Below are 20,875 nucleotides of genomic sequence, written 5' to 3' on the forward strand. Positions count from 1 at the left end.
GGAGAAGCGATTAGCGGGCAAAAGAAACGCAACGTGCCCGAGCTACGAAGCGGCTACCACTTTTGCGTTTCCCCGCTAATCGCTTCGGAGCGGGCAGTCTCAACCCCCAGCAGGACGGAGCCTGAAGCCTAGACTGGAAATATTCTTCTCCCCACGACAGCCACTTTACGTGAAAAACAATTTCTACGAGAAAAACGGCACATCCTGATAAACAGGGTGTGCCGCCTTTATGGTGATGATTAATTGTCTCGTTTCAGTGGCTCGGAGAGATCTACGTGCCCCATCAGCGTTTCTACTTTCTTGCCATCCTCCAAGAAGACAATTTCCTTTACTTCCGGGAACTGAAAGAAGGTATTTTTCAACGCATCCAAAGCCATCGTCTCGCCACTTGAACCCATATTGAACTGATTTTTGCTATCCGCATCAATCATCAGGGTGCCTTTATCGATTGTAATGGAATGGTACTTAAAGTCTCTCCACAGTGGAATGTGCACGTCTGGCTTTACAGGCGTCTCCAACAGGGCAAGTGTCTTTTTGTACTTCTCGATATCTTCTGCAAACGTGATCTCTTGCTCTTCTTTTTGCAGCTCCATCACATTATTATCCGAATAGTAAACGGTGACCATTTGCTTTTTCAGAGTCGGCTCTGTTGTCGATGGATCAGTTTTTGAACCAGATGGCTGTTCTACTGGTGCGGTTGACGGTGGTGTTTCTGTCGCGTTTTGCCCACATCCGGCCAAAAGCAGCATCACTAACGCTGCCATCCAGATCACTCGACTTTTTTTCATCGTGAAAAGCCCCCTTACTGATAAGACTCGTAGTATTCGCGAATAGCCGCAACAATGGCTTTCGCGATTTTATCTTGGAATGCCGGATTCGTCAGCTGCGCATTCTCCTGAGGATTCGAGAGGAAGCCTGTTTCGGTCAACACAGCAGGCATTTTCGTGTTTTTGATCACATAAAAGCCGCTCTTCTTGAAGCCTCGATCCGGGAACTGCGTTGCCCCACGCAAATGTTTATGTACCACTTGGGCAAAGTCCTTACTGTTTTCATTATAATAGAAAGTTTCTGTTCCTGCAGCCGTCGGTTTTGGGAATGCATTGGCATGAATAGACAAGAACAAGTCAGCTTCTAGCTCATTGGCAAAAGCGACACGCTCAGACAGTTCATAAAACACATCCGTTGTGCGTACGGGAACGACTTGAAACTCTGGGTATTGCTTCAGCAAAGCCACAATCTTATTGGAGACTGCCAAGTTGTAATCTTTTTCATTGTTGCCAGCGGAGCCCTTCGTGCCTGGGTCTTTTCCTCCATGACCGGCATCAACGACAATCAGGTAGCCTGTTTTCTTCGGTTTTGGCGTCAATTTTACTTCGATACCGTCTTTCGTGTAAGCCAGCTCATATGTGCTCTTTTGGTTCAGCTCAATAACGACGCGAACCGTGTCAGGAGATGCACTGTATTGGCTGTAACGCAGGTCAGCGATCAGAGGTTCTTCTTTCGCTTGTTCTTCCTGATTCTGTTCGTCAGAATCTGAATCTGTGTCTTGGTCTTCATCATCAGCGGAGGCCGTTTCCTCGGATTCGCCTACGCTATCGTTTTTCTCGTCTTGACGTTTTAGATCTTCGACTAAATCATCATCCAATGCGGTTTGTGGAAGATCCAGAACAATCCGGTGTGGACCTGTCATCACAAAGGACTGAGGAATCACAGGTATGGTCGTTTCAATACGAACACGGTCACCGTCCTCAGATACATCTTTCAAAATATTGAGGCGATCGATCTCAACCTGATTATCTTTCTTGTCCCACGCAAATGACCCTCCAAGCTCGTCCTCCAATTGACGTAATGGGAGGACCAACTGATCATCAATCGTCATCCCGCGCTCAGGTCTTTTCCACGCAAAGCCTTTTTGTCCTACTTGCTCAGCTACAGGCTGTGCGGACACGTACATCGTGTCTTCCACTTGATACAGCTTGATCGGCTGGGTTGGCACCTTGCCATTCAGCTTGACCTGTGGTGTTTCGTTCGCAATGACGGTACGTGTGCTGTTGTCCCACCCGACTGTAACACCAAGTGACTCCCCGACAAAACGCAGTGGCAGCAGCATACGCTTTTGTGAAATAACAGGCGGCGTATCGAGCTTCACTTGTTTGCCGTTCAACACTGCTGTACGGGAGTCTAGTGTAAGGGAGAGCTGCTGTGTACCCTTGGTAATGACAGCTGTTCGAGTAATGTCATTCCAATCCACATTTGCACCTAGCCCTTCGGCGATGACACGAACGGGAACCAACGTGCGCCCATTCTTGATGACTGGCGGCACTTCAGCATTCACTGCTTGTCCACCAATCATGAGATTGACAGCTTCCTCTGAGGCACTGCTTGCTGCAACCGCCCAACTGGGGATTAGCAGCAGGACCAGCAGTGCAAACAGCAGAGGGTAAAATCGTCTCTTCATCCTGACCTCCTCCGTGATGTCTGTATTCTTCGTTATGTGGCGTCAGCCAATGTGCAACGTTCACCATTCTATTAGACGCTTGATGATCTGTAAAGTTTATAGTCTTTTGGTACCAAAATGAAAAGACTGCCTCCGCAAGCCCCGCGAGACAGTCTTTGAAACTGATCATTTGTTATCGAAAAAATCCTCTTCTCTCTTGCCTACTTACTTGTTGAACAGGTTTTTTTATCATGTTCAAGCCCCCGTTGGCAAGAAATTGCTGGATCAGGGAAATCACAGCTGGATTTGAAAGTACCTTAATGGAGTCGGCTACCTTTGGGTTTTTCAATTGGGGAATAGCGTCGCCTAGATACGGTAAAAGCGGCAGTAAATCTTCGATAGAAATGGCAGGCTTTTGTGGTGGGGCTGCAACTTCCACTTGGGCGGTATTCCGTCGTCCTCCAAACAGCAGACCTCGCCGTTCTCCTGTACCTTTTGGAGGTGCCTGTTTGAGACGCCCCAATGTATTCTTCATATCCTGCAGCTCCTGGCGCACCTGACTCATTTCTTTCATCATTTGGGCATTGTTTGCATGTTGCGCATCCGCAAGTTTGTTGAGCGATTCTATTAAATTGTTTTTGGGGACAACCTGCTTCTTTTTCGCTTTCATTTTCTCAACGATAATCCCACCTCCCTCCTCACTCTACCCCCTTATCTAAAACGTTTTTTTATACTTTCCAAATCCTTTGCAGTGACACCTTTTTTCGAAAGCTTATTCAACAGACTTCCGACATTTTCTGTTTTCTGCATCTGACGAAACTGCGCAGCATAACTGTTAACCTCTTGCTCGGTCAATTTTTTCCCTGACTTTCTGGCCATTTCACGAATAACTTCCTTAATTCCCGCATCTGTCCTCAGCTTTTCCTTTGGTATGGATTTAACAATGTTGAGCAAAGAACCAATATCCATCAATATCCCCCCCTGGTTGCAGTTAGTTCCTTTTTACTCTATGTAGCCAAGGGCGTAATGGATTGGTCATTTGTCCATGAGACAGAAAAAAAGAAGAGGTCGTAAAAAACCTCTTCTCATCCATGATTTGATTATGGAGTAATATCCGCAAATTTGAAATCGATAGCCCCCAGGTCATCCATGGTTACATCTTTCAACTTGTCGTTTTGCAACCACACATTCGTATAGTAGTAGAGGGGCGTGATAGGCATTTCATCCATTAAAATTTGTTCAGCCTGTGCCAAAATCGCTTTTCGCTTCTCCTGGTCTTGCTCTAGGTTAGATTGGTTCAAAAGCTCCCTGTACTTCGGATTTTCCCAACCAGTATCGTTGTTTCCACCGTTTGCTTCCTTGAACAATTCCAGAAAGTTTATCGGATCATTGAAATCAGCTGTCCAACTTGCACGAGCAATTTGGTAGTCACCTTCGTTCACATCTTCCAGGAACACCTCCCACTCTTTATCTTCGAGCTTCACATCTATACCGAGGTTTATCTTCCACTGATGCTGAATAATCTCCGAGACCATCTTATGGCCTTCGGACGTGTTGTAGGTAAGTGTGATTGGCGGGAGCTTGGTGATACCTTCTTCTTTCATCCCCTCTTTAAGCAGTTTCTTCGCTGTTTCCACATCATTATCTGTAAAATATCCCTTTTCATTCAATGTCATAGTCGGCGGAACATAGCTGGTTGCAAGCCACGGACTAAGGACAAGAACATCCATCAATAATTGACGATCAATCGCATAGGCAAAAGCTTTCCGAATTTTTTCGTTGTGAAACGGTGCTTTGTCGGTGTTAAAACGATAGAAGTATGTTCCTGCAATCGGCTTCGATTTTATTTTCTCGGCAAACGGATCACCAAAATAAAATGGCAGTGACGAAGTTGGAGCTCCTGCCCAATCCAACTCTCCATTTTTGAACATTTCCAGCTCTTTATATTCATCCTTTTCCATCGAGAAATCGATTCTGTCTAATTTTACGTTTTCTTTATCCCAGTAGTTCTCGTTTTTCACAAGGACCATTTTAATTTGTTGTTCCCATGTTTCCATTTTGAATGGTCCGTTACCAACGATCGTTTTTGCATCTTTAGCCCACTTTGGGTTACTTTCGACAACCTTCTTGTTTACCGGATAGTATGTTTTGAAGGCCAACAGTTCCAAGAAATATGGCGTTGGGTTTGTTAGCTCCACCTTTAGCGTTTTATCGTCGATCGCTTTTACTCCAACGTCTCCCACATTGCCAGTCCCTTTATTGAATGCTTCTGCACCCTTGATATAATACAACTGGTAGGCATAATTAGAAGCTGCCTTGGGATCGAGAACGCGTTTCCAGGCATATTCAAAGTCGTGTGCCGTTACTTGATCGCCGTTACTCCATTTTGCTTTACGAATCTTAAATGTATATGTTTTCCCATCCTCAGAAATGGTATAGCTCTCTGCTGCTGCTGCGTGTGTCTTACCGTCCTTACCTTTACGGGTCAACCCTTCAAAAATAGCTCTGATAATCGTAAGAGAAGCGCTATCCTCCGCGATACCTGGGTCTGCTGTAGGCGGATTTGAATGCAGATTCATTCTCAGTACCTTTTTTGACTCTGCCATCTTCGCAATGTCCGCGTTTCCTGTCATCATTCCACCAAAAACGAGGACCGAACTTAACACCAGAAAAATACTCTTCTTCAAAATACACACCCCAATTTTTTCTAAATAAATCCAAAAATAGTATACAACAAAAATAGAATTTCAAATGAAAATGAGACGAAAAAGAAGAGTGGTTAATACACAACCACTCTTCTTTTTGCATGTCATTTATTTCTTTTCTCCGAGATCCGCATATTTGAAATCGATAGCACCCAGACCATCGATTACGACATCTTTCAGATTCTCGTTCTGCACCCAAGATTGAGTGTAGAAGTAGATTGGCATGATTGGCATTTCATCCATCAGGATTTGCTCGGCCTGCATGAGAATTGCTTTGCGTTTCTCCGGGTCTTGCTCCAGAGCGGATTGGTTCAGAAGCTCCTTGTACTTTGAATTTCCCCAACGTGTATCGTTGTTTCCGCCATCTTGTTCTTGGAACATTTCCAAGAAGTTGATGGGATCATTGAAATCACCCAGCCAGCCTCCACGAGCGATTTGATAATTACCTTGGTGTACATCTTCTAAGTATACCTTCCACTCTTTATTTTCGAGCTTGATATCTACACCGAGGTTTTTCTTCCATTGATCCTGTATTTCTTTTGCGATCTTTTTATGACCTTCGGATGTGTTGTAGATGAGTGTAATTGGAGGGAGTTTGGAGATACCCTCTTCCTTCATACCTTCTACCAGTAATTTCTTTGCAACTTCCAGATCATTGTCTTTAAAGTAACCGTCTTTATTCAACGCCACGCTCGGTGGTACAAAGCCTGTTGCCGGTACTTGACCCGCTTGCAGGATATCGGCGGTGATGCTTTCACGATTAATGGCATACGCGAACGCCTTACGAATTTTTGCGTTGGTAAACGGTGCTTGCTCTGTATTGAAACGATAAAAATAGGTGCCGGCGATTGGCTGTGTCTTCAATATGCCAGCTTCCCTCAAAGCCGGAAGCGCGTCGATTGGCAGAGCGGACGTTGGAGCACCCGCCCAATCCAGCTCGTCGTTATCAAACATGGACAATTCCGTATTCTCATCCTCTATCATGGTGAATTCGATTTTGTCCAATTTTACATTGGCCTTATCCCAGTACTTCTCGTTCTTTACGACAGTCAGATTGCTCTTGTGTTCCCATGTTTCCATTTTGAATGGTCCGTTGCCGACAACCGTCTTTGCCTCATCAGCCCATTTTTCGTTACCTTCAACTACCTTCTTGTTCACCGGAAAGTATGTTTTAAAAGCAACCAGCTCCGGGAAAAATGGTGTCGGGTTTGTCAGTTCCACTTTTAGCGTCTTATCGTCAATCGCCCTTACCCCAACGTCTCCCGCTTTGCCGATCCCTTTGTTGAAGTCTTCTGCACCTTTCACATAATACAACTGGTAGGCGTAGTTGGAAGCTGTCTTTGGATCGAGCGCGCGCTTCCATGCATATTCGAAGTCATTTGCCGTTACTGGGTCGCCGTTGCTCCATTTTGCTTCACGAATTTTAAATGTATAAGTCTTCCCATCCTTAGAAACGGTATAGCTCTCTGCCGCGGCTGGGTGCACCTTTCCGTCTTTTCCGAGACGTGTCAGACCTTCGAAAATTGCCGTGATGATCGTACCCGAGGTAGTATCCTCCGCAATTCCCGGGTCTGCTGTAGGCGGCTCCGAATGCAGATTCATTCTTAATACCTTAGGCTCAGCCGCTTGGACAGCGCCTTCGTACCCGGTCATCATTCCACCGAAAACGAGGACTGAACTCAAAGCCAGAAAAACACTCTTTTTCATCATATACACCCCTATCTTCCTAATGAGAATCTTCCAAAAATTATTATACAGTAAAAGTTAAAATTTGGAAGTTGTATAGGTAAAAAAAGAAGAAAGGTGAGTATAACACCTCTCTTCTTTTACATGCCCAGCTATTATTTCTTTTCTACGAAATCTGCGTACTTGTAGTCTACAGCACCCAGACCATCGATGATAACATCTTGTACTCTGTCGTCCTTCACCCAAGATTGAGTGTAGTAGTAGATTGGCATAATTGGCATTTCATCCATCAGGATTTGCTCAGCCTGAGCCAGGATTGCTTTACGTTTTTCTGGGTCTAGCTCCAGAGCGGATTGGTTCAGGAGTTCTTTGTACTTCGGATTTTCCCAACGAGTATCGTTGTTTCCGCCGTCTTTTTCCTTGAACATTTCCAGGAAGTTGATTGGATCGTTGAAGTCACCCAACCAGCCTGCACGAGCCACTTGGTATTTACCTTGGTGTACATCATCCAAGTAAACCTTCCACTCTTTGTTCTCGAGCTTCACATCTACGCCGAGGTTTTTCTTCCATTGGTCTTGGATAGCCTCAGCAATCTTTTTGTGACCTTCGGAAGTGTTGAAGGAAAGAGTAAGTGCCGGGAATTTGGTGAGACCCTCTTCTTTCAGTCCTTCTTCGAGCAATTTCTTCGCTGTTTCGATATCGTTATCCTTGTAGAAACCGTCTTTGTTCAGCGCCATGCTTGGTGGTACATAGCCTGTTGCAGGCAATTGACCAGCTTGCAGGATGTTGTCGATCAGGCTTTGACGATCGATCGCATAGGCAAACGCTTTACGGATTTTTACGTTGTTAAACGGTGGTTTTTCAGTGTTGAAACGGTAGAAGTAAGTACCCGCGATTGGCTGAGTTGTCATTTTGCCGGATTCTTTCAAAGCCGGGATCGCGTCTGTAGGCAACGCAGAGGTTGGAGCTCCTGCCCAGTGCAGTTCACCGTTTTCCCACATGGACAGCTCTGTATTCTCATCCTCTACCATGGAGAATTCGATTTTGTCCAATTTTACGTTGTCTTTATCCCAGTAGTTATCGTTTTTGGAAACAACGAGCTTGCTCTTGTGCTCCCAAGAATCCATTTTGAATGGACCGTTACCAATAACTGTTTTCGCATCAGTAGCCCATTTCTCGTTGCCTTCCACTACTTTTGGATTAACTGGGAAGTATGTTTTGAATGCAACCAGCTCCAGGAAGAATGGAGTTGGGTTTGCCAATTCTACTTCGAGTGTTTTATCGTCAAGTGCTTTTACGCCAACGTCTTCTACTTTACCTTTACCTTTGTTGTAGGCTTCTGCGCCCTTCACATAGTACAGTTGGTATGCATAGTTGGAAGCTGTTTTTGGATTAAGAGCGCGTTTCCAAGCATATTCGAAATCTTTTGCCGATACAGGATCGCCATTGCTCCATTTATTATCGCGAATTTTGAATGTATATTTTTTACCGTCTTCAGAAACAGTGTAGCTCTCTGCTGCTGCTGGATTGTATTTACCGTCTTTACCAACGCGAGTCAGACCTTCGAAGGTAGCAGTGATGATGGTGCTGGAAGTTGTATCTTCCGCGATACCTGGGTCAGCTGTTGGTGGCTCGGAGTGCAGGTTCAGTTTCAGTACTTTAGAGCCAGATGTTGGTGCAGAATTTTCTGTCTTTGCTCCGGAAGCGTTGCTATCTGCCGGTGCCGCCTGGTTTCCGCCACCGCATCCTGCGAGTGCCGCGCCAAGAACGAGGATAGAACTCATTGCCACGAAAACATTCTTTTTCATACAAGTAATCCCCCTTTTCTAAATCTTTTTTCAATATACATGGTTTTATATATTTTTTAAATATGTTTTAGAATGATTTAATAAATTTTTATTTATTTATAAAGATGATTAATGAATTATAAATTACATTGATCGATAAATTTATTTTCCAAAACATTCCTCCCTCGATAACTTTAAGAAAAACCGTATATTATCAAGCTTTTTCAGCATTGAGCATTCAGACACTCATTTATAGATATACATTTCCATTCACCCATTTTTACCCGGATTCAGTAAAATGGGAATAGTGATTTAATTTATAATTTTATAATTCCTCGTTTCGTTGTCATTCCTCTGCTCATCGTTTTCCTTCAGAAATGGTTTACAAAAAAAGAAGAGTGCCAAAGCACCCTTCTTTTTTACAACGAGTTTTTTATTGAATGTCTGCCCATTTCCAGTCTGCGAAACCGAGACCGTCGAGTACTACACCTTTTACTTTGTCTTTTTTCACATAAGAATGCGTGTAGTAGTAGATTGGAACTGCTGGCATTTCGTCCATGAAAATAGCTTCTGCTTGTGCCAGGATTTGTTTGCGTTTTTCTGGGTCCTTTTCCAGAGCAGATTGGTTCAGCAGCTCTTTGTACTTCGGATTTTCCCATTTCGTGTCGTTGTTGCCGCCATCTTTTTCCTTGAACAGGTCCAGGAACGTGTATGGATCGTTGTAGTCACCAGTCCAGCTGGAACGTGCGATTTGGAATTTACCTTGGTTCACATCTTCCAAGAATACTTTCCATTCTTTGTTCTCCAGCTTAATGTCTACGCCGAGTGCTTTTTTCCATTGGTCTTGGATGGCTTCGGCAATTTTCTTGTGACCTTCAGACGTGTTGAAGGAAAGAGTGAGGGTCGGCATTTTGGTAATGCCTGCTTCCTTCATACCTTCTTCCAGCATTTTTTTCGCTGCTTCTACATCGCCGTCTTTGAAGTACGGGCTTGTTGCCACTGCCATTGTTGGCGGGATCAGACCCATAGCTGGTTCTTGGTTGGCTTGCGTGATGTTGTCGATGATAGATTTACGATCGATTGCATAAGCAAACGCCTTACGGATTTTCGCGTTGTTGAACGGCGGAACTTCCGTATTGAATTTGTACAAGTACGTACCCGCGATTGGGCGCGTTTGCATTTGACCGGATTCTTTCAATGCTGGAATCGCATCGGTAGGAAGTGAGCTCAAAGGTGCTCCGGACCAATCCAGATCGTCATTGTCGAACATGGACAGCTCTGTATTTGCGTCTTCAACCATGGAGAAGTTGATCTTGTCGAGTTTTACAGCGTCTTTATCCCAGTAGGTATCGCTCTTCACGAGAACCAGTTTGCTCTTATGTTCCCATGTTTCCATTTTGAATGGACCGTTACCCACGTGAGTTTTTGCTTCGCCCGCCCATTTATCGTTGCCTTCCACTACTTTTTGGCTAACTGGGTAGTACGTATAGAATGCAGTCAGCTCCAAGAAGAATGGTGTTGGGTTTTTCAAAGTCACGACGAGTGTTTTATCGTCTTTCGCTTTTACGCCAACTTCATCAGCTTTTGCTTTACCCTTGTTGTATTCTTCTGCATTTTTCAGGTAATACAATTGGTAGGAGTAATTAGATGCTGTTTTCGGATTGAGCGCTCGCTTCCAAGCATATTCGAAATCCTTTGCAGTAACTGGCTCTCCATTGCTCCATTTGCTGTCACGCAGGGTGAATGTATAAGTAAGGCCATCTTCGGATACATCAATTTTTTCTGCTACAGATGGATGTGGTTTGCCATCTTCGCCAATACGAGTGAGACCATCAAATGTTGCACGCAGAACCGCACTGGAAGTAGAATCCTCAGCCAATGCAGGGTCAGCAGTTGGTGGCTCGGACATCATGTTCATTCTCAATTCTTTAGGACCACTTGTTTGCTCCTTAGAAGCATTGCCTTGCTCGCCTGCTTTCTCACCACCGCCGCCACAGCCAGCCAGCGCCGCACTAAGAACCAGGATAGAACTCATTGCTGCAAAAACGCTTTTTTTCATGGTGTTGACCCCCTTTTTTTCTATCGGTAAAGATTCATTGAACGCTACTCCACAAATATACTGCATTTTTAGTAATATTGAAGACATTTTAAGTAAAATTAATTATGTTTTATTCAAACATCAAATTCTATTAAAGGAAATAAAATTGGTAGTTTCATCATGATGAAGTATGCCTCGAACATAAAAAATTATGCAGCAATAAAACGACCCCTCCAGCCAAAAGGCGAAGGGGTTCACTATGATTTAAATTTGGACTCGTCGATACTCGTTCGGCGCTACACCGACGATTGCTCGAAAATCTCGAATGAAGTGAGAGTGATCGTAGTAGCCTAGAGAGGTAGACAGGTCCAGCCAATCTTGGACCGTTCCTTGGTCAATCTGCTCCGCTGCTTCATGCAATCTGTATCGTTGGATGACTGACTTCGGGCTGACACCTACATAACGGTCAAACAAGCGCTGCATCGTCCGCATGTTCATACCGGTTAACTGAACCGCATCCTCGACCCTGAGTACGGACCGATCTGCCTGAATCATCCTGACGATTTCACTGATACGCGCTACATTGGGGTCAGGCTTCGGCAAATGTTCGAATAGAAAGGCTTCTACCCTTTTTATCATTTGCTCATCATCTGGCAGGCTTAGCACTTCTTTCTCAAGCTGGTCAGTGGCAACACCAAACACGGCTTCCAAACTCGTAGAAGTGCCACTCAGCTTTGATATCGGGGCATTCAGAAACGGATAAAAACCTCCGGGCCTGAATTTTACTCCGAAAACCTGACCTTGTCCTTCTAAAAGATGCGAGGAAGTCGTGCGGGCTACACCAAAAATGCCAGTTGCTCCTTTTTCAAACACCAGATTCACATTGGGATGAGCCAGTACGGTTTGCAAGTAAGGAAGTTCCGTACGCAAATCCCACCGGACGACCCAGTAATGCTGCACGAAGTAGCTGATTTCAGCAGATGGCTCGTATCTGGCCAGCGCAAATTTTTTCTGTGCAATCATGGCATGCAGTACACCCTTTGGGAACTTGGCAGTCTGATTTTCCAAGGCGCTCCTCCTGTCGTGTTTTTACAATACACACTACCGAATTCTTCTTATAGTAAGAGTAGTAGTTGGGAGAGTTGATTACAATTCCCAAATGAAAAAATCAGGGGGTAAAACGATGGATCTTCGCTTCGATTACTATATTGGTGCTACGCCAGAGCAGGTCTGGCATGTCCTTACTTCCGATGAAGGCGTAAAGAGTACTTTCTTTGGCTGTACGATTCGCTCGACTTTTCAAGTAGGGGATGAAATGGCCTACGTTGGTCCGGGAAAAGACGGTGACGATACGGTGCATGTATACGGGGAAATTTTGCAGTTCGAACCTCATCACATTTTTAGTTTCACTGAACATCCTGGTCCTGCCTACTACGAGAATCATGCAGAATTGAAGTCTCGTGTCACCATTACCTTAGAACCGGTTGGCGGTTGCACCAAGCTGACGCTGATTCAGGATCAATGGACAGAAAACCATCCCTCCCACGCAAGTGCCAGCAACAATTGGCCGATGATGCTCTCGTCGATCAAGACGTATGCGGAGACAGGAAAGACACTTGATTTTGGCTACTAATACAAAAGAATCCCGAGTCCAGCAATTTCGTTGGCCTCGGGATTTTTGTTCTATTCGTTACTCTGTCATTTCTGCCCACTTCAGGTCGATAAATCCAAGTCCATCTACTTGAACGCCTTTCACCTTGTCACTTTGCACCCACACATCCACATCCGTAAACAACGGAATCAACGGCATGGCATCCATAAAAATTTGCTCAGCCTCTGCAAACAGCTGCTTGCGTTTCTCCGGATCAGTTTCAACCGATGACTGTTTTAGCAGCTCTTTGTAGCGCGGATCTTCCCAGCCCGTGTCGTTGTTGCCTGTTTTACCATCCCGGAACATTTCCAGGTAGTTCATCGGATCATTAAAGTCCGCATTCCAACCGATACGGCCCATCTCGTAATTGAGCTCATGCATATCCTGCAAATGAACGGCGGCCTCCTTTACCATGATCTTTATATCAATGCCAAGCTTTTGTTTCCATTGGTCCTGAATCGCTTCGGCAATTTTCTTATGTCTGTCGCTTGGATTGTAAGACAAGGTGATCGGAGGCAGCTTTGTCAAGTTGAGCTCCTTCATGCCTTCTTCTAGCAGCTTTTTCGCTGTTTCTACATCATTATCCTTGAAGTATCCGTCTTTTTTGATAATCATGGATTGCGGCAACATCCCCATCGTAGGCACCTGCCCGACTTGTGTGATGTTATCTACGATGGTTTGACGATCTACTGCGTATGCTAATGCTTTACGAATTTTCACATTGCTGAGCGGCCCTTTTGTCGTATTCATCTTGTACCAATACATCGTTGCTTTTGGATGAACAACGAGTTTGCCCGACTCTTTTAGTGACGGAATCGCATCGGTGGGAAGTCCACCGAGTGGCTGGCCTGCCCAATCCAGCTCACCGTTCTCGAACATGGACAGGGCTGTATTATCGTCCTCGATCATTGCGAACTCAATGCGATCGAGCTTTACTACGTCTTTATCCCAGTAGTGCTCATTCTTTTCAAGCACGATCTTGCTCTTGTGCTCCCACGCTGTCATCTTAAATGGACCGTTGCTTACGTGCGTCGCTGCTTCGTTTGCCCATTTGGGATTGGCCTCCACAACTTTTTGGTTAACCGGGTAGTACGTATAGAAAGCCGTCAGCTCCAGGAAGTATGGAGTTGGATTCTCCAGCGTGACTTCCAGTGTTTTGTCATCGATTGCCTTCGCACCGAGTTCGTCAGGCTTCGCCTTGCCTTCGTGAATTAGCTTCGCATTTTTGATGTAGTACAGCTGATAGGCATACTCGGCACCAAAGGTCGTTCCGAGCGCACGCTTCCATGCATACACGAAGTCATGGGCAGTGACTGGGTCTCCATTGCTCCACTTGGTGTCACGGAGCGTGAACGTATACACCAGTTTGTCATCTGAGAGCTTCACATCCGATGCTACTGAATTTACTGGCTTTGCGTTTGCATCGAAGCGAGTCAAGCCATCAAAAGTAGCACGAATGATCGCTCCCGAAGTGGCATCCTTTGCAAGACCGGGGTCTGCTGTCGAAGGCTCACTCACAATGTTCGCCCGAAATACCTGCGGCTTTGCATTTGCAGGCTTTTCAGCAGGTGCTGCTGTTCCCTCAGCCGGAGGGGTTGTCGTTGATGGCTGCGTACTCGTGGAACATCCAGCTAACACGCTTCCGGCGACCAGCATCGCGCCAAGAAACATCTTGAGATTTCTTTTCATCAGAAAATTCCCCCTTATCTATATTTTCCCACTTCAAACACAATATACTCGACGGGAAATAAGTTGAAAACGGGGACGAGATAGATTTAACTAAATTTTATAAAAATTCACTATATTATAAATAAAAGTGAAACCCAACCAGCTTTGGAGGCCAGTTGGGTTTCTTTGATTGATCAATTATTTCTTCATTAGAACGCTGGAATAATCGCGCCTTTGTATTCATCTTCAATGAACTTTTTCACTTCAGGTGAGTTCAGTTCTTTTGCCAGCTTTTGAATAGCTTCGGAATCCTTGTTGTCAGGACGAGCTACCAAGAAGTTTGCGTATGGAGAATCTTTATCTTCAATAAACAGAGCGTCTTTAGTTGGAACAAGCTTTGCTTCCAGCGCGTAGTTCGTGTTGATCAGCGCCAAATCTACTTCTTCCAGTACACGTGGCAACATTGCTGCTTCTACTTCTTTGAATTTCAGGTTTTTCTTGTTCTCAACAACGTCTTTCACTGTACCGCTGATGCCAGCGCCTTCTTTCAGCTTGATCACGCCGTTTTTCTCCAAGAGTGCGAGTGCGCGACCGCTGTTTGTCGGATCGTTAGGCAGCGCGATTGTTGCGCCATCAACTAATTCATCTACAGATTTTATTTTTTTGCTGTACGCGCCGAATGGCTCGATGTGTACAGGCACTACCGGCACCAGGTTCATGTTTTGTCCTTTATTGAAGTCTTCCAGGTAAGGCTTGTGCTGGAAGAAGTTTGCGTCGAGTTGTTTCTCGTTCACTTGAACGTTAGGCTGTACGTAATCAGTGAACTCTTGGACTTCCAGGTTCACGCCTTGTTCTTTCAGTTTTGGTTGAATGAACTTCAAGATTGCTGCATGTGGAACGGGAGAAGCGCCTACCTTCAATGTTACTTCCTTTTGTCCGCCTTGTGCGCCGCCTTCAGCTGGAGCAGGTGCTGTTTCGGTTTTGCCTCCGCAAGCTGCCAAAGAAAATGCCAACACAGTAGAAAGTACAGATACGACTAGCTTTTTCATGAATGATTTCCCCCTTGCATGTATTTCGTCTTATTTTTTGAAAATCTATATGGAAAGATCCTATTTACGGCTGAATTTCAGAACCAGACGGTCCCCCAGCGATTGTAAGATCTGTACCATCACCAGCAAAATAACAACAGTCACAATCATGACATCGGTTTGGAAACGCTGATAACCGTATCGGATCGCCAAATCACCCAAACCGCCACCGCCAATAACCCCAGACATTGCAGTGTAGGAGACCAGCGTAACCGTCGTGATCGTAATACCTGCGATCAGTCCTGATCTAGACTCTGGCAAAAGGACATTCCAGACGATCTGCCAATTGGAAGCACCCATAGATTGTGCGGCCTCAATCACGCCTTTATCAATCTCACGCAGAGAGGTTTCCACCAAACGCGCGAAAAATGGAGCGGCACCAAACACGAGCGGCGGAATGGCACCCAGTACGCCGAGGGAGGTTCCTACGATCATTTTCGTCACAGGAATCAGCAAGATCATCAGAATGATAAATGGTACCGAGCGCAATACGTTGACAACGAATGATGCGATCGTATAAAAAGTGCGGTTTTGCAAAAGCTGTCCGCGTGAAGTCAAAAACAGAATGATGCCCAACGGCAAACCAATCAGGACGGTAAACAGGGTGGAAAAGCCGAGCATCGTGAGCGTGTCTATCGTACCTTCGCCGATTTCAGCCCAATCCACATTCTCGAATGTCCAGTCCATTTATATCACCTCTACTTCCAAGCCACGTTGGCGCAGCGTTTCAATGGTCTTTTGATTTTGTGCAACATCGCCTTCTAGCTCGATCACCAGCTGACCATACGGCGTATCCTTCATGCGAGAAATGGTTCCCTGCAAAATGCTGAACACCGTACCTGTCTCTTGCATCGTTTGGAATAGGATCGGCTGGTACGTTTTTTCACCGAGGAAGGTGACACGAGCAATCGTGCGGTTCCCCGAAGCCTTTTCGTGCTCAACCGCTTCGCGCAGCTCTGTAGAATCTGCTACTTGCTCCACGAATTCTTGTGTCGTTGGATGCTTCGGACGAAGGAATACATCCAGTACGTTACCCGACTCGACGATCTTTCCTCCATCAATCACGCCGACACGATCACAAATAGAGCGAATGACGTGCATCTCGTGGGTAATCAACACAATGGTCAAGCCCAGTTTGCGGTTGATGTCCAAGAGCAGTGCCAGAATGGAGTTCGTCGTCTGCGGATCGAGAGCCGATGTAGCTTCGTCACAGAGCAGCACTTTTGGATCATTCGCGAGCGCACGGGCGATCCCGACGCGCTGCTTCTGTCCGCCAGACAGCTGGGAAGGATATTTGTCCTTATGTGCCTCCAAGCCCACCAGCTTCAGCAGCTCGTTTACTTTCTTATCAATCTCTGCCTTCGGACGCTTTGCCAGCTTGAGCGGAAAAGCGACATTTTCGCCGACTGTCGAAGATGACAGCAAGTTGAAGTGCTGAAAAATCATGCCGATTGCGCGACGCTTTTCTTGCAGCTTCCCTTCATCCAGCTTTGTCAAATCGACGCCGTCCACAATAACTTCCCCTGAAGTTGGGCGCTCTAGCAAATTGATGCACCGGATCAACGTACTTTTCCCTGCACCAGAGTGTCCGATAATCCCGTAAATCTCGCCTTGCTCTATGGAAAGGTCGATCCCCGTTAACGCTGGGATGGTTTTACCCTGTACTTGATAGCTTTTATGCAAATGACGCAGTTGGATCAACGCATCCACCTCCCGACCATAATCTTGATAAAATATGAAAACCCCTTTTTCATAAACGAAAAAGGGGCTGCAACGCAATGTATACGTTCGCATCCACCCTTCTCATCTACACAAGATCCAAACAATCCTGTAGGAATTGGCACCGCGACGTTCATTCAAAAATGAACCGGCTGCCGGGCTTCATAGGGCCTGTCCCTCCGCCTCTCTTGATAAGAAAGATATCTACGTATATTATGTTCGTTTTTTCTATTTCTTGATGATACAAAACGGATTATATCCTTTTTGAAAATATCACGTCAATAGTAATAGCAGGAAAAAGTTTTTTGACACACTTAGTCCATTACACCATTACGGGTAACTGTCGCCTCTACTTGAAATTCAAACCTTGCCTTTTTGTACTTCTCTCTCCATTCATCCATAGCCATTTTCTCTTTTCTTCTCACGTTTGCCTTATAGACAATGCCAAAGCCCGTCGGGTCGACCTCCAAATCTTGGAGCTTTTTCATGACTATCCTTGCTTGTCTTTCTAATTCCTTCTCCAGGGCCTCCTCCATCTTCCTCATCAAACTCGGATTATCCAGCTTAATCGGAACGGTCAGCTCTAAAATGCGGGCTTTTAAATGAATATTCACTTTGAATTTTGGTGGATCGGCCTGTTCCAATTGGACTTTTGACTCGCTGTTGATCGTATCAAAGACTAATTGCACCTCTTCTTTTTCTCCCGCCGGGCTGTTGGGAGTCATATTGAAAGTTTTAGCAGGGACTGATATCTCATAGCTGCCCGTCTTGTACTTGCCCCGAATCAGCTTTAAGATAAATGCTTCATTGGGCGAAATCCAATCAATATATTTATCTCCTTTAAACAAAGCCACGCCTTTGATAACAATTTCGTCTCCTTTGCGTGATACATAAGGCATTTGCGAATCGATTCCCTCGTCATAATAGGCTCGAATAAATTCATGAATCGTTGAGGATGGAATTTTCTCTCCTCTGATATTTTGATCGATCATCCGATACATGTACGTTCCGATATTGCCCTGCGATTTATAGGGATATGTCAGCAATTCATATGTCTCCCCCTCGTACACACAAAGGAAGATTCTGCTTGAGAGCGATGGATCGCGGTACAGCGTATCGATTAGGCTTCCGATTCCCGCCTTGGCCATATCCTTTCCATAGAGCGCTACCCGCAACTGGCCTGCCAAGACACGTTTGTCCGACTGCAAGTTTGTCTTATCCCGTATGCCCTTGCTCGTCTCCCCAACATCAGACATTATCTGCATTTTTTCTTTTGCCTCAGGATTAATGGAGGGCATAACAATGGTTGCCCGAATTTGTCTATCTTTCGTCAGGTCGTATCCAACCAAAGTTACGAGGCCTGTTTCATCAAAAATTTGTCGATTAGAGCACCCCGTAACTGAAAAAATGAGTACAAGCAAAAGGGTAAACCCTCTCTTCCCGATCAACCATCCCTTACTTTGGCACCGATACATCAGCAGATTCCTCCTTGGCTCCACCTATCCCCTGCCTCCAAGCTACCAACAGGTAAAGAACATAGGGATACGCATAAGCCAGATACATCCCAATCTGGCCGTAAATATCGTTCATTGTGTTCATTTCCTCTCTAGTGACAATGAACAGCGAAGAAATGAAAATGATCGGCAATATACCATACAGGGTATTTCTCATATTCCAGCCAAAAATCCGTTTCAATCCCCGGACCCCACACCAGATGTACATAATGACATTCGGAAGGATAATGATCATCCAGATGGAGATGGCAACCAGCTCAAACCGCTCCAGGATTGGGAAGTACACCATTTTTTTCAAATTCAAAGTTGGCCATATGGTCCTCATCAATTGCCCCTGACTGAAAAACACCAAGGAAACAATCATCAAAAACAAGTAGATCAAGTTGGTTGTCAGCACACCAAACTGCGCCCCCCGGTTTAAGCGCTCTTTATCCTGCACAAAGGGATAGACGGCATACAGTACTTCAAATCCAATCGTTGACAATGACATGCCTATCATCCCTTTTAGCAGCTGCCCTATATTCGCTTCCAATACCGGACGTAAGTAATCCCATTCGGCAAATCGCAAGGGAAAGAACAAATCACCAATCAACCAGATCGCAACAGATACAGAGAAGAAAATATACCCGGCAATTACCCGAATTCCCCCAAGAATCGTGTACCAGGCAAGAAAGAGGATAATGGCGGTCAACACCCATGTAGCCAAGTTGGGAAAAACCCAGGTCTGCACAACCTCGACATAGCCGCGCAGAATAATCGTTGCCGACAAGAAAAAATACAAGGTATAGAACAGGCTCAAAAATGCCCCTAGGTGTTTCCCGTAAACCTCCTGATGAATTCCATAAAGGTCGGCGGACGGATATCTCTTCAAAGTCTTTAAGATGACCCAGACGGTTACATGGGTCACAATGCCTGCCATCAAGACGGATATCCACGCGTCATGTCCAGCTTCTTTGGCTACAACTCGTTGGTATCCCAGTATCCCAACCCCGATTTGCGTGGATAGCACAATAAAGCCCGTATGGAGAGACGAAATGGTGTTACCAGCTTTGACCTCATCATTGACCTTCATAAACTCCCTCTCTCTCGTTAATCGATGTCCTCTTTTCGCCTCCCCCTTTTAGGGTCGAACCGCATCCTCTGTTTTGGAGTAAAAAACATGAGTCGTCTCGGGAGTAAGGACAAAGGTGCGCGTATCAAACTATTTTTCCAATCCGAAAAGCGCACGGGAAAAACCGGATACATATATGGGCGGCCCAAACTCTTCTGGCGCAATAAATGACTTGCCAGAAAGCTGAAGCCTGCCACGATGCCAACTGCCCCTAAAAGGCCAGAAAGGAGTATCATCGGAAAACGGATGACCCTGATGGTGGAACTGATCATATAGCTGGGGGCAATAAAGGAAGAAAGGGCTCCTAACGCCACGATAATAATCAGAATATTGCTCGTAAACCCCGCCTGTACGGTTGCCTGTCCGATCACGATACCGCCAACGATACCGATCGTCTGCCCCACTTTCGTAGGCAATCTCGCTCCTGCTTCCCGCAACAGTTCAATGATGAGCTCCATGAAGATCGCTTCCCAGAGAGGGGGAAAAGGTACGCGCGACCTTGACTGAGCGAGCGAAAGCAGTAAATCAGCCGGAATCATTTCATAATGGAACGTAAGTGTGGCCACATAGATGGGCGTCAATAGAAGAGAGATAAACATGGCAATGATTCGCATCACACGATTAAAACTAGCCAGGTTCCATCTCAAATAGTAGTCATCAGGTGACTGAAAAAACCGCAAAAAGGTGGTTGGTCCCAAGAGTACAAACGGGCTGCCCTGTGCAATCACCACAATCTGGCCATGACGCAATCCTTGCACTGCGCGGTCCGGCCGTTCCGTCAATTGAAGTGTTGGAAATATCGACATCTCGTTATCTGCCAGATATTGAGACAATATGCCCGCATCCATATCGCTCTCCGCTCGGATATCCTGAAGACGCTGCCTTATTGTATTTACATTTTCCGGGTCTGCTATTCCGTCCAAATAAAGAATGGAAACCTCTGTCGGAATCAACTCGCCAACTAAGAGGCGTTCATGGAACAGTAATGAGCTTGGCAAATACTTGCGAAGAATGCAGAGGTTGACCTGAATCTCTTCCACAAAGGCCAGCTGTGGCCCCAATACCACTGTTTCAATTTCAGCAGACTGCACACTCCTTCCAACCGTATCCCCGCTGGGGACTGTAACACCGTAATTAGCCCCTTCCACGTGGATGTAGATGTCCCCGCTCAATAATCTGGAGATCGCATCTGTTTCCCGAAAGATGCGGTTCCCTCCAGCTGTTCCAAGCTGTTTCTCGACATGTTCAATTCCGACCTCATCCAGGCAAAGAAGACGGAGTTTGGGCATTAGTTCGTTGTAAACTACTTTGGAGTCAGCCATGCTGGATAAAAAATATATTTGTACGCATCCATCTGGCCGATCAACATGCTCAATAACCAGATCTGCCGTATGAGTAAACCAACTACGATTACCCTCCCGATCCATCTACCATCACCCCATTTTCAGAAAACCATGGTTAGTCTTCCCTA

Annotated in this window: 17 protein-coding genes and 1 riboswitch; of the genes, 1 reads left to right on the forward strand and 16 read right to left on the reverse strand. The window is 45.6% G+C overall.

The window, feature by feature from the left end; genetic code table 11:
- Positions 1 to 239 precede the first annotated feature (239 nt).
- From C7R94_RS18705 to C7R94_RS18745, 9 genes are all read right to left on the reverse strand, one after another.
- On the reverse strand, positions 240 to 788 hold the full coding sequence (locus C7R94_RS18705; RefSeq protein ID WP_106783589.1) for a GerMN domain-containing protein: 549 nt from the start codon (positions 786 to 788) through the stop codon (positions 240 to 242).
- A gap of 14 nt (positions 789 to 802) precedes the next feature.
- Positions 803 to 2,458, reverse strand: a complete 1,656-nt coding sequence (locus C7R94_RS18710) for an N-acetylmuramoyl-L-alanine amidase family protein (RefSeq protein WP_106783591.1) — start codon at positions 2,456 to 2,458, stop codon at positions 803 to 805.
- 172 nt (positions 2,459 to 2,630) lie between these two features.
- Positions 2,631 to 3,107, reverse strand: coding sequence for a hypothetical protein (locus tag C7R94_RS18715; protein WP_106783593.1), 477 nt, complete (start codon positions 3,105 to 3,107; stop codon positions 2,631 to 2,633).
- 41 nt (positions 3,108 to 3,148) lie between these two features.
- Complete coding sequence (locus tag C7R94_RS18720; RefSeq protein ID WP_106783596.1) at positions 3,149 to 3,406, reverse strand: hypothetical protein; 258 nt, start codon at positions 3,404 to 3,406, stop codon at positions 3,149 to 3,151.
- Positions 3,407 to 3,537: 131 nt separating this feature from the next.
- On the reverse strand, positions 3,538 to 5,124 hold the full coding sequence (locus tag C7R94_RS18725; RefSeq protein ID WP_106783598.1) for a peptide ABC transporter substrate-binding protein: 1,587 nt from the start codon (positions 5,122 to 5,124) through the stop codon (positions 3,538 to 3,540).
- A gap of 126 nt (positions 5,125 to 5,250) precedes the next feature.
- On the reverse strand, positions 5,251 to 6,849 hold the full coding sequence (locus C7R94_RS18730; protein WP_106783601.1) for a peptide ABC transporter substrate-binding protein: 1,599 nt from the start codon (positions 6,847 to 6,849) through the stop codon (positions 5,251 to 5,253).
- A 134-nt stretch (positions 6,850 to 6,983) separates the two neighbouring features.
- Positions 6,984 to 8,636, reverse strand: a complete 1,653-nt coding sequence (locus tag C7R94_RS18735) for a peptide ABC transporter substrate-binding protein (RefSeq protein WP_047073967.1) — start codon at positions 8,634 to 8,636, stop codon at positions 6,984 to 6,986.
- 412 nt (positions 8,637 to 9,048) lie between these two features.
- The gene (locus C7R94_RS18740) at positions 9,049 to 10,674 is read right to left on the reverse strand and encodes a peptide ABC transporter substrate-binding protein (RefSeq protein WP_106783604.1); all 1,626 of its coding nucleotides are present in this window, start codon (positions 10,672 to 10,674) and stop codon (positions 9,049 to 9,051) included.
- A gap of 243 nt (positions 10,675 to 10,917) precedes the next feature.
- Positions 10,918 to 11,721 carry a helix-turn-helix domain-containing protein gene (locus tag C7R94_RS18745; protein WP_197237747.1) on the reverse strand — a complete coding sequence of 268 codons (804 nt, stop codon included), beginning with the start codon at positions 11,719 to 11,721 and terminating at the stop codon, positions 10,918 to 10,920.
- A gap of 115 nt (positions 11,722 to 11,836) precedes the next feature.
- Here C7R94_RS18745 and C7R94_RS18750 point away from each other — a divergent pair, with 115 nt between their 5' ends.
- On the forward strand, positions 11,837 to 12,286 hold the full coding sequence (locus tag C7R94_RS18750) for an SRPBCC family protein (RefSeq protein ID WP_106783606.1): 450 nt from the start codon (positions 11,837 to 11,839) through the stop codon (positions 12,284 to 12,286).
- A 57-nt stretch (positions 12,287 to 12,343) separates the two neighbouring features.
- Here C7R94_RS18750 and C7R94_RS18755 read toward each other — a convergent pair whose 3' ends face one another.
- The 7 genes from C7R94_RS18755 to C7R94_RS18785 form a co-directional block, all read right to left on the reverse strand.
- On the reverse strand, positions 12,344 to 13,993 hold the full coding sequence (locus tag C7R94_RS18755) for a peptide ABC transporter substrate-binding protein (protein WP_106783608.1): 1,650 nt from the start codon (positions 13,991 to 13,993) through the stop codon (positions 12,344 to 12,346).
- A gap of 188 nt (positions 13,994 to 14,181) precedes the next feature.
- Positions 14,182 to 15,021, reverse strand: coding sequence for a MetQ/NlpA family ABC transporter substrate-binding protein (locus tag C7R94_RS18760; protein ID WP_047073958.1), 840 nt, complete (start codon positions 15,019 to 15,021; stop codon positions 14,182 to 14,184).
- 60 nt (positions 15,022 to 15,081) lie between these two features.
- Positions 15,082 to 15,747, reverse strand: a complete 666-nt coding sequence (locus C7R94_RS18765; protein WP_106783611.1) for a methionine ABC transporter permease — start codon at positions 15,745 to 15,747, stop codon at positions 15,082 to 15,084.
- Positions 15,748 to 16,761: a methionine ABC transporter ATP-binding protein gene (locus C7R94_RS18770; protein ID WP_047074071.1), complete on the reverse strand. Its 1,014-nt coding sequence runs from the start codon at positions 16,759 to 16,761 to the stop codon at positions 15,748 to 15,750.
- A 99-nt stretch (positions 16,762 to 16,860) separates the two neighbouring features.
- Positions 16,861 to 16,977, reverse strand: a riboswitch (SAM riboswitch).
- Between the two features lie 116 nt (positions 16,978 to 17,093).
- Positions 17,094 to 18,254, reverse strand: a complete 1,161-nt coding sequence (locus C7R94_RS18775; RefSeq protein ID WP_106783613.1) for a Ger(x)C family spore germination protein — start codon at positions 18,252 to 18,254, stop codon at positions 17,094 to 17,096.
- On the reverse strand, positions 18,235 to 19,365 hold the full coding sequence (locus C7R94_RS18780; RefSeq protein ID WP_106783615.1) for a GerAB/ArcD/ProY family transporter: 1,131 nt from the start codon (positions 19,363 to 19,365) through the stop codon (positions 18,235 to 18,237). Before C7R94_RS18780 ends, C7R94_RS18775 begins: the two co-directional genes overlap by 20 nt.
- A gap of 17 nt (positions 19,366 to 19,382) precedes the next feature.
- Positions 19,383 to 20,831 (reverse strand): spore germination protein, encoded by a 1,449-nt coding sequence (locus C7R94_RS18785; protein ID WP_106783618.1) that lies wholly within the window; start codon positions 20,829 to 20,831, stop codon positions 19,383 to 19,385.
- Positions 20,832 to 20,875: the final 44 nt, after the last annotated feature.

The sequence above is a fragment of the Brevibacillus sp. NRRL NRS-603 genome (genome assembly GCF_003013445.1).
Taxonomy (GTDB): Bacteria; Bacillota; Bacilli; order Brevibacillales; family Brevibacillaceae; genus Brevibacillus; species Brevibacillus formosus.